This window comes from Phycisphaerales bacterium AB-hyl4 (genome assembly GCA_041821185.1).
Lineage (GTDB): Bacteria > Planctomycetota > Phycisphaerae > Phycisphaerales > Phycisphaeraceae > Natronomicrosphaera > Natronomicrosphaera hydrolytica.
Window position 1 is genome coordinate 18,662 of sequence record JBGUBD010000005.1, and the last position, 18,063, is coordinate 36,724.

Annotated in this window: 16 protein-coding genes; 6 read left to right on the forward strand and 10 right to left on the reverse strand. The window is 64.7% G+C overall.

Annotated elements, in window-relative coordinates; genetic code table 11:
* Window positions 1-141 precede the first annotated feature (141 nt).
* Window positions 142-1,923, forward strand: a complete 1,782-nt coding sequence (argS, locus tag ACERK3_08765) for an arginine--tRNA ligase (protein ID MFA9478386.1) — start codon at window positions 142-144, stop codon at window positions 1,921-1,923.
* Between the two features lie 44 nt (window positions 1,924-1,967).
* The gene (locus ACERK3_08770) at window positions 1,968-2,552 is read left to right on the forward strand and encodes a DUF1802 family protein (protein MFA9478387.1); all 585 of its coding nucleotides are present in this window, start codon (window positions 1,968-1,970) and stop codon (window positions 2,550-2,552) included.
* A 77-nt stretch (window positions 2,553-2,629) separates the two neighbouring features.
* On the opposite strand, the gene ACERK3_08775 is transcribed toward ACERK3_08770, so the two are convergent.
* The 5 genes from ACERK3_08775 to gcvT all read right to left on the reverse strand — a co-directional run bounded on the left by ACERK3_08775 (window position 2,630) and on the right by gcvT (window position 7,129).
* Window positions 2,630-4,249, reverse strand: a complete 1,620-nt coding sequence (locus ACERK3_08775; protein MFA9478388.1) for a trypsin-like peptidase domain-containing protein — start codon at window positions 4,247-4,249, stop codon at window positions 2,630-2,632.
* A gap of 157 nt (window positions 4,250-4,406) precedes the next feature.
* On the reverse strand, window positions 4,407-5,270 hold the full coding sequence (locus ACERK3_08780; protein MFA9478389.1) for a 3-methyl-2-oxobutanoate hydroxymethyltransferase: 864 nt from the start codon (window positions 5,268-5,270) through the stop codon (window positions 4,407-4,409).
* 36 nt (window positions 5,271-5,306) lie between these two features.
* Window positions 5,307-5,717, reverse strand: coding sequence for a type II toxin-antitoxin system death-on-curing family toxin (locus ACERK3_08785; protein MFA9478390.1), 411 nt, complete (start codon window positions 5,715-5,717; stop codon window positions 5,307-5,309).
* On the reverse strand, window positions 5,714-5,941 hold the full coding sequence (locus tag ACERK3_08790) for an AbrB/MazE/SpoVT family DNA-binding domain-containing protein (protein MFA9478391.1): 228 nt from the start codon (window positions 5,939-5,941) through the stop codon (window positions 5,714-5,716). Before ACERK3_08790 ends, ACERK3_08785 begins: the two co-directional genes overlap by 4 nt.
* A gap of 87 nt (window positions 5,942-6,028) precedes the next feature.
* Window positions 6,029-7,129, reverse strand: coding sequence for a glycine cleavage system aminomethyltransferase GcvT (gene gcvT, locus ACERK3_08795; GenBank protein MFA9478392.1), 1,101 nt, complete (start codon window positions 7,127-7,129; stop codon window positions 6,029-6,031).
* A 95-nt stretch (window positions 7,130-7,224) separates the two neighbouring features.
* Between gcvT and priA the strand changes: the two genes are divergently transcribed.
* Window positions 7,225-9,648, forward strand: a complete 2,424-nt coding sequence (gene priA, locus ACERK3_08800) for a primosomal protein N' (protein ID MFA9478393.1) — start codon at window positions 7,225-7,227, stop codon at window positions 9,646-9,648.
* A gap of 117 nt (window positions 9,649-9,765) precedes the next feature.
* The gene (locus ACERK3_08805) at window positions 9,766-10,206 is read left to right on the forward strand and encodes a Fur family transcriptional regulator (protein ID MFA9478394.1); all 441 of its coding nucleotides are present in this window, start codon (window positions 9,766-9,768) and stop codon (window positions 10,204-10,206) included.
* 68 nt (window positions 10,207-10,274) lie between these two features.
* Here the strand turns inward: ACERK3_08805 and ACERK3_08810 are convergent, their stop codons facing one another.
* From ACERK3_08810 to ACERK3_08830, 5 genes are all read right to left on the reverse strand, one after another.
* A complete protein-coding gene (locus tag ACERK3_08810) occupies window positions 10,275-10,475 on the reverse strand; it encodes a DNA gyrase inhibitor YacG (protein ID MFA9478395.1) in 201 nt (66 codons plus the stop codon).
* A gap of 8 nt (window positions 10,476-10,483) precedes the next feature.
* Window positions 10,484-11,017 (reverse strand): tRNA (adenosine(37)-N6)-threonylcarbamoyltransferase complex ATPase subunit type 1 TsaE, encoded by a 534-nt coding sequence (tsaE, locus tag ACERK3_08815; GenBank protein ID MFA9478396.1) that lies wholly within the window; start codon window positions 11,015-11,017, stop codon window positions 10,484-10,486.
* Window positions 11,014-11,964, reverse strand: coding sequence for a thiamine-phosphate kinase (gene thiL, locus ACERK3_08820; GenBank protein ID MFA9478397.1), 951 nt, complete (start codon window positions 11,962-11,964; stop codon window positions 11,014-11,016). Before thiL ends, tsaE begins: the two co-directional genes overlap by 4 nt.
* Before the next feature lie 143 nt (window positions 11,965-12,107).
* Window positions 12,108-14,744, reverse strand: a complete 2,637-nt coding sequence (gene glgP, locus ACERK3_08825) for an alpha-glucan family phosphorylase (GenBank protein ID MFA9478398.1) — start codon at window positions 14,742-14,744, stop codon at window positions 12,108-12,110.
* 119 nt (window positions 14,745-14,863) lie between these two features.
* Window positions 14,864-15,586: a MotA/TolQ/ExbB proton channel family protein gene (locus ACERK3_08830; protein MFA9478399.1), complete on the reverse strand. Its 723-nt coding sequence runs from the start codon at window positions 15,584-15,586 to the stop codon at window positions 14,864-14,866.
* Between the two features lie 275 nt (window positions 15,587-15,861).
* On the opposite strand from ACERK3_08830, the gene ACERK3_08835 reads away from it, so the two are divergent.
* Both ACERK3_08835 and ACERK3_08840 read left to right on the forward strand, forming a co-directional pair.
* Window positions 15,862-16,926 carry a B12-binding domain-containing protein gene (locus ACERK3_08835; GenBank protein MFA9478400.1) on the forward strand — a complete coding sequence of 355 codons (1,065 nt, stop codon included), beginning with the start codon at window positions 15,862-15,864 and terminating at the stop codon, window positions 16,924-16,926.
* Window positions 16,923-17,921 (forward strand): GGDEF domain-containing protein, encoded by a 999-nt coding sequence (locus ACERK3_08840; GenBank protein MFA9478401.1) that lies wholly within the window; start codon window positions 16,923-16,925, stop codon window positions 17,919-17,921. Before ACERK3_08835 ends, ACERK3_08840 begins: the two co-directional genes overlap by 4 nt.
* Window positions 17,922-18,063: the final 142 nt, after the last annotated feature.

The window sequence follows — 18,063 nt, forward strand, 5'->3', positions numbered from 1 at the left end:
TTCCCATTTAGCCGTGGGCCTTGGCCCGCGCTCGGCTGCGGGCCGAAAAAGGCGGCGCGAGCACCGCCGCTGAATGTCGCAAGTGAAGAAGCCGCGTTGTTGTATAAATCTCTCACTTGAAGCTGCTACTATACCCCGCCTATGCCTGAAAACGACCTTTTATCGACGCTGAATGAGCTGCTTGGCCGAGCGGTGGGGGCCGCGTTTGGCGAGCAGTATGGTGACATTGACCCCATCCTCCGCCCGGCGCAGAACCCGAAGTTCGGCGACTATCAGGCCAACCTCGCGATGGCGTTGGCGAAGCAGGTGAAACAGAAGCCACGCGAGGTCGCGGAGGCGATTGTCGCGAAGCTGCGTGAGGATACCGAGGCCGACCGGCTGTTCGAGACGATCGACATTGCCGGGCCGGGCTTTATCAACCTTCGGCTGACGGCGGAAGCGCTCGACCATTACGCGGCGGCGATGCTGGATGACGATCGACTGGGCGTGCCCGCTGGGCCGGCCGAGACGGTGGTGGTCGACTACTCCGGGCCGAACGTGGCGAAGGAGATGCACGTCGGGCATTTGCGGTCGAGCGTGATCGGCGACGCCATCGCACGCGTGCTCACGTTTCAAGGCTATGACGTCATCCGCCAGAACCACCTCGGCGACTGGGGCACGCAGTTTGGCATGCTCATCGAATACCTCGCGGACACCGGCTGGACGCCCGGTTCGGCGCAGGAGGCGGGCGCGACGGACACGCTCATCGGCGATCTGAATCGGCTGTACCGGGAAGCCAAGCAGAAGTTCGACGCGGACGCGGACTTCGCTGACCGGTCGCGGAAGCGCGTGGTGGCGTTGCAGGCCGGCGACGCGGCGACGGTCGAGCTGTGGCGGGATCTCGTGGCCGAGTCGAAGCACCACTTCAACGCGGTGTACGAACGGCTGGGCGTGTCGCTGACGGATCGTGACGTGCGCGGCGAGAGCTTTTACAACGACCTGCTGCCGGGCGTGATCGAAGGGCTCGACACGGCCGGCCTGCTTGAAGAAAGCCAGGGCGCGGCGGTGGTGTTCCTCGAAGGCTACCAGGACCGCGAAGGCGAGCCGCTGCCCTTGATCGTACGCAAGGGCGACGGCGGGTATCTGTATGCGACGACGGACCTCGCGGCGGCGCGGTATCGGGTGGACGAACTTGGTGCTCGGCGGGTGATCTATGTAACGGACGCCAGGCAGAGCCAACACTTTGCGATGGTGTTCGCGACGCTGCGGAAGGCTGGCTGGGCGGATGATGCGATTCGGCTGGACCATGTGGCGTTCGGCACGGTGCTGGGGCCGGACCGCAAGCCGTTCAAGACGCGGTCGGGCGATACAGTCCGGCTGGCGGACTTGCTGGACGAAGCAGAGCGGCGGGCCGAGGCGGTGCTCGCGGAAAAGAACACCGAACTGTCAGCGAACGAGCGGCAAGAGATTGCACACGTGGTCGGCATCGGGGCGCTGAAGTACGCGGACCTGTCGAATGATCGGATCAAGGATTACGTGTTCGACTGGGACCGGATGCTCGCGTTCGACGGCAATACGGCTCCGTATCTGCAGAACGCTTACGTCCGCATCCGGTCGATCTTCCGCAAGGGGCAGCGCGACGCGGACCATGTGCGGTCCGAGACGATCAGCGTGCTTCAGCCGACGGAGCGGGCGCTGGTGTTGAAGCTGTTGCAGTGGCCGACGACGGTGGCGGCGGTGGCGGACAGCCTGGAGCCGCATCGGTTATGCACGTTTTTATATGAGCTGGCGTCGGCGTATCACCAGTTTTACGAGCAGTGCCCGGTGCTCTCGGCCGACGAGGTGACGATGCGCGAGAGTCGGCTGGCGTTGTGCGAGCTGGTGGCGCGGACGCTGAGGCAAGGGCTGGACCTGCTGGGGATTGATGTGGTGGAGCAGATGTGAGGTGAACGGGGTAAAGCCCACGGACGGACATCCGTGGGCTTTGCGTGCGAGATGGCATCATCATGCTCGATGTGGCGTTGAAAGAATGGGCGGTGGTTTGTGATCTGCTGCTGGAAGGTGAGCTTGCGCTGTTGTTGCGCAAAGGGGGCATCCACGAGCGCGGCGGGGTGGCGGTGTTTGAGCTGGAGCATCCGCGGTTTGCGCTGTTCCCGGCGTGGCTGCACCAGGTGCCCAACCGGATGAAGCCTGCGTATCGCGATCGGGTCGTGCGTCGGCGGGAAGAGCCTGGCGAGGTGACGTTGAAGGGCGTGGGGGAGGCGACGCATATCTGGCAAGTGCCGTCGCGGGAGGCGTTTGATTCGCTGGACGACCTGCACGTGTGGTCGAAGCCACAGATTGATATGCGGTTCAATTACAAGCCGGAGCGGCCGCTGTACCTGGTGGCGGTGCGGGTGTCGCGGCTGGTCGAGCCGAAGGTGGTGGCGAATCGGCCGACGTACGCAGGGTGCAAAAGCTGGGTGCCGTTGGCAGCGGAGGATGCGGTGGACGACGCGGGGGCGGCGGCCGTGGTGGATGATGCGCGGTATGAAGCGATGGTGGCGCGGGTGGAGCGGGCGATGAGGGGATGAGTCAATCGGGGTAAAAGATAAAGCCCACGGATGGCCATCCGTGGGCTTTATTGAATTTACAAAAACGCTCACAACCCTCAGTCGCGCGGCAGCTCCAGCAGCACGAAATTGCGCTGCCACCGATCATCGTTCGGGTTCCACCGCGCCACCCGCAGACGAACCGCATCGCCCGGCTCAAACTCGCTCATCACGTCCAGCAACTCGTCAGCCGTGGCAACCTGCTGATCCATGACCTGCACGATGAGCATGCCGCGCATCACGCCCGCCGCGCCGGCGATCGAGTTCCGCCGAACGTTCGCCACCAGCACACCCTCGGTATGCCCCGTGCCCGCCTGCTCAGCCAGGCGAGCGGTAAACGTCTGCACTTCCGTGATGCCCAGTTTTCGCAGCATCTCAACCGAGGCGTTTTCCCGCTCGGGCGCGCCCTGCCGATTGCGCCGCGGCTGCGGGGCCGAGGCCTGCGTGGGCAGCCGGGCGACTTCGACTTCCAGATCAATCGACTGACCATCGCGGAAGATGGTCAGCTCGCCCGATGAGCCCGGCTGAATGCGGGCCACCGTGTTCCGCAGCTCGTCCGCCGAGCGAACGCGATTGCCGTTCACGTGCGTGACGATATCGCCCGCCCGGATGCCCGCGAGGTCGGCCGGCCCGCCGTCGATCGGGTCGAGCACGAGCACACCCTCGCCGTCGTAGTCGAACGTCTCGGCCATACGCTCGTCGAGGTCTTCGATGTAGATGCCCAGGTAGCCGCGGGCCACTTCGCCGGTGTCGATGAGCTGGTCTGCCACCTCCTGCACCATCTCGACGGGGATGGCGAAGCCCAGCCCCATGAAGCCGGCCTGCATGGGGTTGGCCCCCTGGCTGGCGATGGCGGTGTTCATGCCGACCGCCTCGCCGTAGATGTTGGTCAGCGGGCCGCCGGAGTTGCCGGGGTTGATCGCCGCGTCGGTCTGGATGAAGTTCTCATAGCCGCCGGGCCCGAGGATGCGAAGCTGCCGGGCCTTCGCCGAGACGATGCCCTGGCTCATTGAGAAGTCGAAGCGGAACGGCGAGCCGAAGGCGAAGACGATCTCGCCCTGCTGCACTTCATGCTGCGCCACCGGCAGCGGATGCAAGTCGGTCGCGTTGATCTTCAGCACCGCCACGTCGGTGTTCGGGTCCGTGCCGACGATCTCGGCGGTGTATTCCCTGCCGTCCTGAAAGCGGACGCGGATCTCATCCGCCCCGTCGACCACGTGGTTGTTCGTGACGATGTGGCCATCCCGGTCGTACACCCAGCCCGAGCCTTGCCCGCGCGGGATCGCCGGGGCGTAGCGGTCGAAGTTTTCGCCGCCGCCCTCACCCTCGCCATTGCCATCACGCCGCGGCCGATACCGCTCGGGAAGCTGCTCGAAAAAGTCCTCCAACCCCGGCGGCGGACGGAACCCGCGCCCCTGGCCCTCCCGGCCGCCCCGACCGCCACGCTGGAGCACTTCAATGCTCACCACGCTCGGCTCGACCACTTCCGCCACCTTGCGAAACGCCTCGGAAAGCTGCGCCAGCCCCATGTTGTCATGCAGATCCTGCCGGATCAGGCTGATGTTCGCGTCATGCTGCGCCCAGACAATCTGCCGGGCCACCATCGGCCCCGACACCATCACCGCCACCAACGCCATCAACAACACCAACGTCGGGCCATACCAGCGAATGCGATTCATATCGTGTTCTCCCTTGGGAAGCGTCAGATTCACAGCCTCGGGCACACAGCCAGACGCGGCCGGCCCGATACGCAATCATACGATAGGCACGGCTGACAGTTCGCGAAGCCGCAAACCCAGTCGGCGAGGCAAAACGCAACTCGCCCGCCCGCCTTCGTCATGCCTTCATCTGATAAGGCCCGCCGTCTTTCAGATATTCCCCCGACCGCACCATCTCCACCCACTTGCCCGCCGCCGCCTCCACCGCCTGCCCCACCTCGCCCGTCGGCACGACAAACGGCGGATGCCAGTCACTCAGCCCCATCACATCCTGCAACACCACCACATGACCATGACACGTCGGCCCCGCCCCGCACCCGATCACCGGAACAGCCGCCCCCGTCTCCGGGTGCACCGCCGCGTCCACAATCCGCTTGCCCACCTCGCCCGGCACGGCCTCAACCAGCAGTGCCGCCGCCCCGCACTGCACCATCAGCTTCGCTGTGTCCACCAGCACCGCCGCGTCCCGCTCCGAACGACCGGCAGCCCGGTAGCCCCCCTCCGCCCGCACCGTCTGCGGCCGACTGCCAATGTGCGCCACCACCGGCACCCCGGCATGGCTCAACCGCTCCACCAGCGAAGCAAACGTCGCGTCCACCTCCAGCTTCACAAGGTCGGCCAACCCCTCCGTGAGAAACGCCATCGCGTTCCGCACCGCCTCGTCCTCGCTCACCTGGTAGCTGCCGAACGGCATGTCCGCCATCACCAGTGCGTCCGGCGCCCCCCGCCGCACCGCCGCCGTGATCTGCAACATGAACGGCATCTCGGCCGGCAAGGTCGAGTCATGCCCGAGAATCACCTCCGCTGCCGTATCGCCCACAAGGAACACGCGCACGCCGCCGCGCCACAGCCAGCGGGCCGTGGTCGCGTCATAGCAGGTCAGCATGGCGAACTTTTCCCCCTCACGCGCCCACTTGCGCAGCGTACGAAGGGTGATACGAGGGTTGCGAGGCGTTCCGGTTGAGGCAGACTCAGCGTTCATAGTGCCCGCAATTGTAACGGCTGCGGGGCGTTGCGATCATCTTTGCGGCGGATCGTTGAGCGCCGCACGCAGCCATTCAAGAATTTGCGTCTTGCTCATCGTTCCATCCGCAACGCCCATGGTCAGTCGTTCCATTGCTCGCGGGCCGGGCAGGTTGGTGACACCGTTGGCGTCGAGAAACACGAGACAAGCCATGACTGCCGCTCGCTTGTTGCCGTCGTGGAACGGGTGATTTAGCGCAAGGTGGTAGAGGTACGCCCCCGCCATCGCCGCGAGATCATCATGCAGATAATTACCGCCGAAGCGCTGCCGGGGCATCGCCACCGCCGCTTCGAGGAGGCCTAGGTCTCGGACGCCAGCGAGGCCGCCGTGCTTCTCGATCGTCCGGTGATGCAGGGTCATCACCTGCTCAACACTCAGAAACTCGATGCCGTCGAGCCCCGTCACTGGGCAAGCCGTTTTAACATGCCGTCATAGCGACGCATAACCTTGTTCAGCGACGCTTCGAACTGTTCGGGCTCGATGCCCACCTCCGCCGGCGTCACGACCAGCGAGCCGTCGCGAACGGATACTTGCAACGGTGTGTCTTCGTTGATGCCCAGCGCCTCCATCATGCTGCGGTCGATGACCAGCGCCTGGCTGTTGCCGTGCTTTTTGAGGGTCTTGATCATGGCAGAGCCTTTCAACGGGTTCCTACCATGTTATTACATCGGGTCGGGCAAAGGTCAACTGAAATTCGCCCACATTTCGACCCCAAATCACCCGCGCTTATAAAACGGCAGCGGTACGATCTCCGCGTCGAGGTCGTTTGCCCCACCCGCGATCTGCAGCGTCGTGCCCACCTCGCTCGCGTCGGGCGTGACGTACGCCATCGCGATCGGATAACCCAGCGTCGGCGATAGGCAGCCGCTGGTGATCGTGCCGATCTCCTTGCCATCCTGCTTCACCGCCATACCCTGCCGCGGCGTCCGCTTGCCGTCGAGCTTCAGGCCCACCAGCTTCTTGCTCGGGCCCGCAGCGGCGATCTGCTTTAGCGCGTCCTGGCCGATGAACGGCTCGCCCTGCTCGTCCTGATCCTTGTCCAGATTCACCGCGAAGGCCAGCCCCGCCGACAGCGGGTCGGTCTGCTCATCCAGCTCATGCCCGTACAGCGGCATGCCCGCTTCCAGGCGCAGCGAGTCGCGGGCTGCGAGGCCGGCGGGCTGGATGACCGCATCTTCGCTGCGATCTTTCAGCAGCAGCTTCACCGCCATGCCCGCCATCTTCGCTGGCAAAATGACCTCAACGCCATCCTCGCCGGTGTAGCCCGTCCGCGAGATGGTCATCTTGAGGATCATCAGGTTCTTCACGCAGAAGCCGTACTTCTTGAGCGTGGGCACTTCCTTGGAGAAGTTGCCGATCACGTCCATGACCTTGGGCCCCTGCACCGCGACCATCGCCGTCGACTCGGTCTGATCTTCGATTTTGACGGTGAAATCGCCCTTGCTGGCTTCAAAATGCTTCAGCAGCTTTTCACGGTTGCTCGCGTTGACCACCAGCAGCCAGTGGTCCGCGAAGCGGTAGACGAGGATGTCGTCGAGCACGCCGCCCTGCTCGTTGCAGATGAGGCTGTATCGGCAGCGGAACTCTTTCATGTCCGTGATACGGCGGGTGAGGATGCGCTCAAGGAATCGGCGGGCGTGTCGGCCGCTGATCTTGATTCGGCCCATGTGTGACACGTCGAACAGCCCGCCGGACTCGCGGACGCGTTGATGCTCATCCCGGACCGAGCCGTACATGATGGGCATCTCCCAGCCGGCGAAGTCGACGAACTTCGCGCCGTGTTCCTGATGAAATCCATGAAAAGGGGTGCGCTTCACGAAATCGGCCTCCATTTGGTGAGGCTGTCAGGCTATCGGGTCCATCGTATGGGCACAAGTAACAGCAGGCCGAACCGCTCCTATACTGTTGGATCATGGCTCAGTTATTTGAAACCGAACCCGCTGCGACGAAAGCGGTCGCGTATGCCCAGGTCGCACTGGAGCAGGGGATCGACACCGCACCGACGGGGTTGACCTACGCCGTGCCCGCCGCGCTCGCGGACCTGAAGCCGGGCGAACGCGTCCGCGTCCCGCTGGGCCGGGGCAACAAGCCGACCAACGGCTTTGTGGTGGAGCTGCACGACACGTCGGCGTTGCCGAGCGTGAAGAACATCAAGCCCATCATCGAGCGCGACCGGCATGGTGTGTCGCTGACGCCGGAGCTGATTTCGCTGGCAAAGTGGATCGCGAGCTACTACTGCTGTCCGCTGGGCATGGTCTTCGCCACCATGCTCCCCGCCGCGGTCAAAAAAGGCACGGGCAGCGTCACGCGCACCATGGTCGGCTTAGCGGCCGCCCCGGAGGGGCGCCCCACCAAACTCTCCAAACTCCAGCAAGCCATACTCGACACCGCCACCACCCGCGCCGCCGCCGACCACCCCTGGACGGAGATCAAAGAGCTCGCCGACCTCGCCGGGGCTCGAAGCGTCTCACCCGTCAAGCAGTTGCTCGACAAAGGGCTGCTGACCACGCATCGCGAGGAGGAAGTTCGCTCCGACCTGGACCTGCGTGCCCAGCGCGCCGTCGGCGAGCTCGATCCACTGGTGCTCAACGCCGCCCAGCAGACCGCGCTGGACCACCTGATCAACCACCTCGACGAAGGCTTCGGCGTCCATCTGCTGCACGGCGTCACCGGCAGCGGCAAGACTGAGGTCTACCTGCGCGCAATCGAACGCGTGATGGCCAACGCGCACGCCAACGGCAGCGACCATCCGCCTTCCGCCATCGTGCTCGTACCGGAGATCGCCCTCACGCCGCAGACCGTCGGCCGATTCCTCGAACGCTTCGAACAAACCAACGTGGCGGTGCTGCACTCCGGCCTCACCGCGGCGCAGCGACACGCCCAGTGGCGCCGCATCCGCCGGGGCGAAGCCAACATCGTCATCGGCGCCCGCTCCGCCATCTTCGCGCCGCTGTCGAACCTCCGCTTGATCATCGTCGACGAAGAACACGAAAGCAGCTACAAGCAGGACCAGGCCCCCCGATACCACGGCCGAGACGTCGCCATCAAACGCGCCCACCTCGCAGGCATCCCCGTCGTGCTCGGCTCGGCGACCCCGTCGCTGGAGATGTATTACAAAGTTTCGGGTTCCGAGTTTCGAGTTTCCAGTTCAGGCGAGGCAACCTCGCATGACACAACTCAAAACTCGAAACTCGAAACTCGAAACTACCATTTGATCCGCCTGCCCGATCGCGCGCCGGGCATGAAAATGCCGCAGGTCGAAATCATCGACTTGAGCGACGAACGGCGAAAGCGATACGAAATCACCGGCAAGGCAGGCGTGCACCTGCTGAGCCTCGCGCTCGAACGGGCGCTGACGCAGACGCTCAAAGACAGCGGGCAGACCATGCTGCTGCTGAACCGCCGCGGCTTTGCCAACTACATCGCCTGCCCCGACCAGCGCTGCGGCTGGCTGATGCGCTGCCACTACTGCGACGTGACGATGGTCTACCACAAAGACGAAAGGCTGCCGACCGGCGGCGTCGTCCGCTGCCATCACTGCGAAGCAGAGCAGACCCTGCCGAGCACCTGCCCGGACTGCAAAAAGAACATCACCACGTTCGGCCTCGGCACGCAGCGCGTAGAGGAAGAGCTCGCCCGCAAGTTCCCCGACGCCCGCGTCACGCGCATGGACGCCGACTCCATGCGCCACGGCCGCGACTACCAGCAATGCCTCGACGCGTTCCGCGCCGGCGAAATCGACATCCTCGTCGGCACGCAGATGATCGCCAAGGGGCTCGACTTCCCCAACGTGCGACTCGTCGGCGTGATCAACGCGGACACGGCACTCAACCTGCCCGACTTCCGCGCTGCCGAGCGAACCTTTCAACTCATCGCCCAGGTCGCCGGCCGAGCGGGCCGAAGCGATAAGCCCGGCCGAGTGCTCGTGCAGACTTTCAGCCCGCATGATCCGTCGATTCAACTCGCGGCCAAGCATGATTTCGAGTCATTCGCCGAGCGCGAGTTGCAGCAGCGGGCCGCGGTGGGCCTGCCGCCGATCGGCCGAATGGCGCGGATCGTGGTGCGCGACAAAGACCACTACGCCTGTGCCGAGCGTGCCCAGACGTTGGCCACGCAGATGCAGCAGTTCAACGCCGACGCCGGCGGGCAGGTGCGTTTGCGCGGGCCGATGCCTTGCCCGATCGCGCGGATCGCCGACTACCATCGTCAGCAGATTGAAATGCTCGCAGCCTCAGCGGGCCCGCTGCAGACGCTGCTGACCGCGACGCGAAACTCAGGGCTGCTGCGAGCGGACCAGCATGTGGCGGTGGATGTCGACCCGGTGGCGTTGTTGTGACCGGGGGTGTTGTTATGAGATATAGCGGGGGAGCGCCCCTGCGGGGCGGCCGCGAAACATTTAAGATGTACGACTATGGTTGAATCGCCGTCCTCATTGCCGCCTGAAGATGAATTGATGGCGCCGCTGTGCGCGATCTTTCGGCGGTTTCTCAAGCGCAAGGGTTTGAAGTTCACCACCGAGCGGGCGCTGATTCTCGACGCCGTGCTCGGCAAGGCCGACGTCTTCGAAGCCGACGAACTGCTCGCGGAGATGCGCGACGCCGGCCATCGCGTCAGCCGGGCGACGATCTACCGTACGCTCAAGCACCTGCTCGAAGCGGGCATCATCACCGAAGTGCTCATCGACTCGAAGCAGTCGCATTATCAACTGAGCTTCGGCCGCGAGCCCAAGGGCCACCTCGTCTGCGTCGAAACCAACCAGATCATCGAATTCCCCCTGCCCGCCGACCTCAAAGCTCTTCGCGACCGCGTCTGCGAAGAGCACGGCTTCGACGCGGTCAGCGCACGCTTCGTCGTCTACGGCGTGTCGCCCCAGGCGCAGCAGGACGAAGCGTAACACCCCCCCCCCATTTCGCCGCGGTGTTGTGTTTGGGGAATCCGTATAACCCGCCCCCCTCCGCAAAACTACTCTTCATCCAGATCGCTCTGCTCGATCGGTCGGCTGATGACATAATCTTCATCCAGCCAGCGACCAAGGTCGATCGTACGGCAGCGGGCACAACAAAACGGATACGTCGGCGAGTCGGCACGCACCGCCTTCTTGCACACCGGGCAGTCGCTGCGCGGGTCGACGTTTTCTTCAGGTTCCAGGGGCAATTCAGGCATGGCATGCATCACGTTACAGGCTGCGGGCACAGGCCCGCGCGGATCAGGTCGGCTTGAAGCAACTCAATTCTAGGCAACCATCGGCCGTGCGCCGAGAGCGTGATCAGCCGACCGGGGTCGCTATGCTCCAGCCGAACCGCCAGCCAGTCGTCGCCCAGATGTTCGCCCAGCACGTCGGCCCACTCCACCGCGACCACCGCCTGCTCGAACAACTCATCCGCCCAGCCGATCGACTCAAGCCCGGCCGCCGCATCGTCGCCCGCCAGCCGATACGCATCAATATGCACCAGCACGAGCGCGTCTGGCGGAACGTCCGCCGCTTCGCGCTCATACTCATGCACAAGCACAAACGTCGGGCTCGACACGACGCGCGGGTCGAGGCCCATCCCCTCCGCCATGCCGCGGACAAACTGCGTCTTGCCCGCGCCGAGCTCACCCGAAAGGCCAACGATATCGCCCGCCACCGCCCGCCGAGCTACGATCGTGCCCACCGCGAGCGTCTGCTCAAGCGTCTGCGACTCAACCTGCAACGCGACAGTCATGCATGATGCTCCCAGCCCAGCGATGGCAGGTCCGCAAGCTTGCACGTCGCGCCGTCCGGCAAATGAAGCAGAATCGCAGGCGTCGCGCCCGCGCACGGCCGCATCGTCCCGATTCGCGTGATGGGCACATCTGCGGTTTCGATCCGCGGGCTTCGCGGCGCGGTAAACAGCAGCTCGTAATCCTCACCATCACCCAGCGCATGCTGCCACGCCGGCTCATTCGTACGCCTGGCAGCCTGGTGAGCACCATCGCTCAACGGCAGGTCAGCGATCGTCAGATCCGCGTCAAGGTTGCCCGCATCGCAAAGATGTTTCAGGTCGCGGGCGAGGCCGTCGCTGAGGTCGATCATGCTGCTGGGGCGCGTGGCTGCGTCGCCGGCAAGCTCCCGGGCAAGGGTGATGCGCGGCATGAAGTCGAGGTGATGCGTGTAGTGGTCGGGCAGCGTTTCGTTGCTGCCGCCGAGCCTGCCGGTGACATAAATGCCATCGCCCGGCTGCGCCCCGCTGCGGAGCACGGGCTCAACCTCGCCCGGCTCGGCGAAGACGGTGACGCTGATCAACAGCGGGTGGTCCCACATGGCAATGTCGCCGCCGACGAGCGGGCAGTCGAACGCCGCGGCGGTGCGTCGCATCGAATCGAACAGTTCGGTCGCTCGCGTGTCGCCGAAGTCGCGCGGCAGGCTGACCGCGACCACCGCACCAACCGGCCGGGCCGCCATCGCCGCCACATCGGAAAGGTTGCGCGTGACCGCCTTGCGTGCGACCTGTTCGAGCGAAGCGGTCGCCAGGTCCACATGCACCCCGTCGGCCAACTGGTCGACGGTGACAAGCAGCGTCTGCCCGCCGAGGCGGATCGCGCCCATGTCATCGCCGGGAGGGATGGCGACGTCGGCAGGCAGGTCGACGTTCGAGCGGTATACGTGAGCCAGGAGGTCGAATTCGCGCACGGATGGATTGTAGAGGTTTTTGATTGCTGATTGCTGATCGCTGATCGCTGATCGCTGATCGCTGATTTGGGCACCCCCGCCGATGCGGGCAGCGATTAGCAATCAGCGATCAGCAATTCCGACAGAAACCACCCCCGCCCCTCTCACGTCGCGGCCTGCTCCGCTTCGGCGACGACGGCTTCGGCCGCGGCGGGCTTGGACTTGACGCCTTCCCAGTGGATCAGGCCAGGCTCGGGCGTGATGTCGAAAATTTCGTCGCCGGGCACGATGCGGATCGCAAAGCCGTACCGGCCGCTGTTGATGGCGTTGATTTCGCCGGTGAAGCGGTGCTTGCCTTTGCCCAGCGACTTGTCGTGTTTGAGCGTAACCGGCTTGCCACCGACGATTCGGCCGGCCGTGTCGAGCGGGCCGGTGTAAGCCTGCACCTTCACCTCGTCCGGCTGAAGCTCGCCGAGGTAGACCGTCGCCGTGACGGGCAACGCATCGCGGACGCCCATGGCCTGCTCCGTTTTCGCCTGCACCATGTCGACCCGCAGCTTGCCCCACGCGCCGCGAAGGCGAACCTTCTGATGCGCAAGCTCGACCGACTTTTTCAGCTTGTCGGCAGTCAGGTCCCGGCCGCGCCGCAGTGCGGGCAGGTAAAGCTTCTCGGCGTACTCCTGCACCATGCGGTTCGTGTTGAAGCCGGGCGCGAGGCTGGCGATGCATTTTTTCATCCGCGTGACCCACTGACGCGGGATGCCCTGGCTGTCGCGGTTGTAGAACAGGGGTACGATCTCCTGTTCGAGCAGGTCATAAAACGCTCGGCTTTCCAGATCGTCGGCGGCGGCGGGGTTGCTGTACTCCTCACCCCGGCCGATCGACCAGCCCAGGTCGGGCTCGGCGGCCTCGTCCCACCAGCCGTCCATAATCGAGCAGTTGAGCACGCCGTTCATGGCCGCCTTCATCCCGCTCGTCCCCGAGGCTTCCATGCCCCGGCGGGGCGTGTTCAGCCAGAGGTCGCAACCTTGCACGAGATAGCGGGCGACGTTGATGTCGTAGTTTTCGAGGAAGACGATCTTGTGCCCGGCGTCAGACTCGCGGGCGAACTTGACGATCTGGCGGATCAGCTCTTTCCCGCCACCGTCAGCCGGGTGGGCTTTGCCCGCGAAGATGAACTGCACCGGCCGGTCGGCGTCGCTGAGCAGCCGCATCAGCCGATCCGGATCGCGAAGGAAAAGGTTGCCGCGCTTGTACGTCGCAAATCGGCGGGCAAAGCCGATGGTCAACGCCATCGGGTCGAGCGCATCCGCCGCTGCCGCGATGTGGTCGGGGTTGATGTTGCGCGCCTCGAACTGCTTGCGCAGCCGACGGCGAGCCCAGATCACAAGCTTCTGTCGTCGGCGTTCGTGCAACCGCCAAAGCTCTTCCTCGGGCATTTCCATCACGGCCTTCCAGACGCTCTGGTCGGCGGGGTTGTTCTGCCAGCGGGCGCCGAGGTAGCGGTCGAGCAGGTACATCAGCTCGCTGGACAGCCAGCTTCGCGCGTGTACGCCGTTGGTCACATGCTTGATCGGAATCTCGCTCTCCGGGACCTGCGGCCAGATGCCCTGCCACATGTGTCGGCTGATCTTGCCATGCAGCTTGCTCACACCATTGGCCCAACTGCTCGTGCGGATCGCGAGCACCGCCATGGAGAAAAACTCGTGTTTGTTGAACACGTTCTCCCGGCCGAGCGCGAACAGCCCCTCCATGTCCAGGCGCAGGCCGGGCACGTAGCTGCGGAAGTAGCGGTCGACCATGTCCGGCGGGAAGCGGTCGATGCCCGCCGGCACGGGCGTGTGCGTTGTGAACACATTGCTCGCAGCGCCGGCCTGGCGCGCCTCGTCAAAGCTCAGGTCGTGCTCTTCGATCAGCCGACGCACGCGCTCCAGCGCGAGGAAGGCGGAGTGGCCTTCGTTCATGTGGCAGACGTCGGGGCGGATGTTGATCGCTTCCAGCGCGCGGACGCCGCCGATGCCGAGCACGATTTCCTGTTTGATCCGGGTTTCCATGTCACCGCCATAGAGCTGGCTGGTGATGCCGCGGTCGTCTTCCTCGTTTTCCGGCAGGTTCGTGTCGAGCAGGTACAGCGGGATTCGGCCGACCTTCACCAGCCAGAGGCCGATGTGCACCACTCGGCCGGGCAGGTCGACCGTGACCTTGACCTGATTGCCCTTGCTGTCACTCACCGGGCGAAGCGGCAGGTTGGCCAGGTCGAGCTCGGGGTAATACTCCTGTTGCCAGCCGTCTGCGTTGAGGTACTGCTGGAAGTAGCCGTTGCGGTACAGCAGGCCGACCGCGACAAAGGGCAGGCCCAGCTCCGCGGCCGACTTGAGGTGGTCGCCCGCGAGGCAGCCCAGGCCCCCGGAGTAGACCTGGAGGCATTCGGTCAGGCCGAACTCGGCGCAGAAGTAGGCGATGGTGAAATCTTTCGCATCGCGATGCTCCGTGCTCTGCAGCCAGGGCGTGCGGGTCATGTGCCGCTGAAGGTTTTCCTGCACGCGGGCGAGCGAGCTGATGTAGCCCTCATCGCGCGAAAACGTATCCAGCGTCTGCTGCGGGACCATGCCCAGCAGCTTGACGGGGTTGTGATGCGTTTCATGCCAGAGGTTGCGATCCAGCCGAATGAACAGCTCGACGGCTTCGGGATGCCAGCTCCACCACAGGTTATAAGCGATGTCCAGCAGCGGCTTGAGCGGCTCGGGCAACGAGGGGACGACTTCAAACGAACGAATGCGGGCAAGGTCGGGACTGAGCATGATGGACATCCCTCAGGGTCAAGCGGTTGGAACAAGCCGATTCGTCGCGCGTCGGCGCGGGCTTGTCATGGTCGTTTATAGGCGGCTTCCATAAACAGGGAAACCGCGCAAATGTCGCTTTACTCATCCGCCAGCGGCGGGGTGTCGGTTGGCCCTTGGGGTTTATCGGCTGACGCGGGGCTGACAGGTGCAAGATCATTGTCGCGAACCTGCCGCGCGGCCTCGGCGAGCGATTCGAGTTGCGAAAGCGTGCGGTCGACCTGGGCGCGGAACGCGTTATAGGGAAACAGTGTGACCACCGCGATCACCAGCCCCACCGCCGTGGTCAGCAACGCCTCGGCGATGCCCTGGCTGACCGAGCGCGGGTCTGCGTGAGCGGTCTGTGCACCGAGAATCTCGAAGCTGGCGATGATCCCCAGCACCGTGCCGAGGATGCCCAGCATCGGCGCCGCGGTGATGATGGTGGACAACGTCGGCAGGAAGCGTTCCAGGCGATGCCGCTGCGCTTCGAGGGCGTCGATCGCGGCGGCCTCGCTCGGCGGTGAGGTGGGGGAGGCGTCCGCCTCGGTAAGCAGTTGCGTGACCACGTCGCCGTAGACACTCGCATCGCGCTCGGCGAGCGCCCCGGCCTCGCGCCGCTGACCGGAGCGCAGCAGTCTGCCGAGCTGCTGCACACGCCGCCGTCGGCCGTAGCCGTTCGTCCGCATGAAAAACCAGCACCGCTCAAGCACCAGCGTCAACGCCACCACGCTCATCGCCAGCAGCGGCCACATCACCGGCCCGCCACGTCGAAGCAGTTCTTCCAGGTTGACCCAGACGTTCGAAAGCATCGTCGGCAGCATACCAGATGCCACCCAAAACCCGTCCACCGTCGCCAACGCGGTTTCGCCGACAACATTTAGCCGCGGTGCTTGCACCGCGCTCTTCGGGCATGCGGGCCGAACGCGCGGGCCAAGGCCCGCGGCTAAATGGGGGTGCGGGGCCGGGCTTTCCCCCATCTGCTGCAGTAATTCGTCGCCCCTTAACAGTCGATAAACATTCTAAGACCCCACCCCCGCTTTATCGCCTGCGAGGGGCTGCGATCGGTGTGCGATGCAATTTGTTCAGCTCAACCACCATGAAACGCAACCGCCAGCAACTTGCCGACGACCTTACCCGGATGCAGCACGAGCTTGCCCGCACCGCCGTCGTCAGCCAGGACGCCACAACAGGCGACCTCCTCCAAACGCCCGGCCGACTGCAGGCCCGCCGGGAGGACGTGACCGCACACCTGCGGCATCTCGCGCAGGCCGTGGCCGTCGAAGAACCGCGACTGTTGCAGGAGTACGTGCGCTGGACAGCGTCACAGAAGGCCGCACGCTCGCAGCCACTGGACGTCTGGCGGCATGATCTCGATCGTCTGACCACCCTGCTCGCGAACGCATGGGCCGAGGACCGGTTTGCCGTCATCAAGCCTTACCTTGAGCAGTCCGCGATCGACGCCCGCACGCCCGAGCCGGAGGCGCTCTCAAAGCTGGCCCGACAGTATCTCGACGCCCTGCTCACCGGCCAACCCGACACCGCCGCGGCGTTGATCCACCGTGCCCTGGACGACGGCATGGCGATGATCGACATCTACCTCGACATCTTCCAGCGGACGCAACGCGAAATCGGTCGGCTGTGGGAAATCAACCGCCTCAGCGTCGCGGAAGAACATTACTGCACCGCCGCGACACAAAGCATCATGGCGGCGTTGTACCCGCGGCTGATCAATCAAGCACCACGCGTCGGCCGTACGTTCGTCGCCGCCTGCGTTGAAAGCGACCTGCACGAGCTTGGCCTGCGTATGGTCGCTGACTGCTTCGAGTTGGCCGGCTGGACCACGCACTACCTCGGCGCGAATCTCAGCCACGATCAACTGCTCGAAGCGGCCCACACCTACACGCCCGACGTGTTCGGCCTCGGCGCGTCGATGAGCAGTCATGTGCAGGCCGTCGCCGGGGCAATCACCCGACTGCGCTGCGACCCGCCCGCCAGCCGAATGAAAATCATCGTCGGCGGCAACCCGTTCAACCTCGCGCCCGACCTGTGGCAGAAGGTCGGCGCAGACGGTTACGCCAGCGACGCAAGGCAGGCCATCGCCGTCGCCGAGCAACTGGCAAGCACAAGTACCCCCGAACCCGCCTGCGAGGTGAAAATATGAGCCCGCCGCGCCAAGGCATCGCCATTTTGTGTGACGCGGACGGCCACGTGCTGCGCTGGCTTCGCGACGACCTGTCGCTGAGCAGCCAGGCGCCGGTAGGCTCATCATGGCAGGGCCTGCTCGATCGCGGCAGCGTCAGCAAGGCCGTTGCGTTCATGAACACCGCTCGCGAGCAGGGCGCGGCGCTCGACTGGCTGATGTACGTCTCGGTCAACCAATCGCCCTCAGCCCTTCGCTTCACCGCCGCCATGGCGGATAACACATTGACACTGCTGGCCTGCGTCCCGGTCGACACGCCGACGCAGCTTCGACGCGGGAACGACACCGAGAGTTGCGGCGACCTCACCCGACTGAACAACGATCTGGTCAACACCCAGCGCACGCTCACCCGAAAAAACACCGAGCTAAAACGCATGAACGACGAACTGAACGTCATTCGCAACACCCTCGAACAGTCCCAGGCCGACCTGCTGACCGCCAACCGCCGACTGCTCGCCCAAGCCAACCGCGACGGGCTCACCGGCGTGTACAACCGCCGGGCCCTCCAGGCACGCCTGAACGAGGAAGTCGAACGCGCCGAACGCTACGGCCAACCGCTGTCGCTGGCGATGATCGACGTCGACTACTTCAAGCAATACAACGACACGCTCGGCCACCTCGCCGGCGACGACGCCCTGCGCACCGTCGCCAGCGCGCTCCAGTCCACCGTCCGCGCCTGCGACTTCGTCGCCCGCTACGGCGGCGAGGAGTTCGCCGTCATCCTCCCCAACATCCTCGGCGACGCCGCGGAACAGGCCTGCGAACGCCTCCGCCGTGCCGTCGCCGACATCAACAACGTCCCCCAACCCATCACCATCAGCGTCGGCCTCGCCAGCCACGGCCCGCTGACCCCCACCGCCGACGACCTCGTCAAGCGGGCGGACCAGGCCCTCTACAACGCCAAGCAGACCGGCCGAAACCGCGTCATCACCGCCTGGCAACTCCCATGCAGCTGATCACCCTCAACACAAACCAGAAAACGAGAAACCACGAACCCGAAACCTGCTCTGGTCGTACCACAACCCATTTTGCCCAACTTTTCATTGGCATGATCTCGTTTTGCCGACTCTAGACGATGAGCCTGCGATGCGTTAGGCT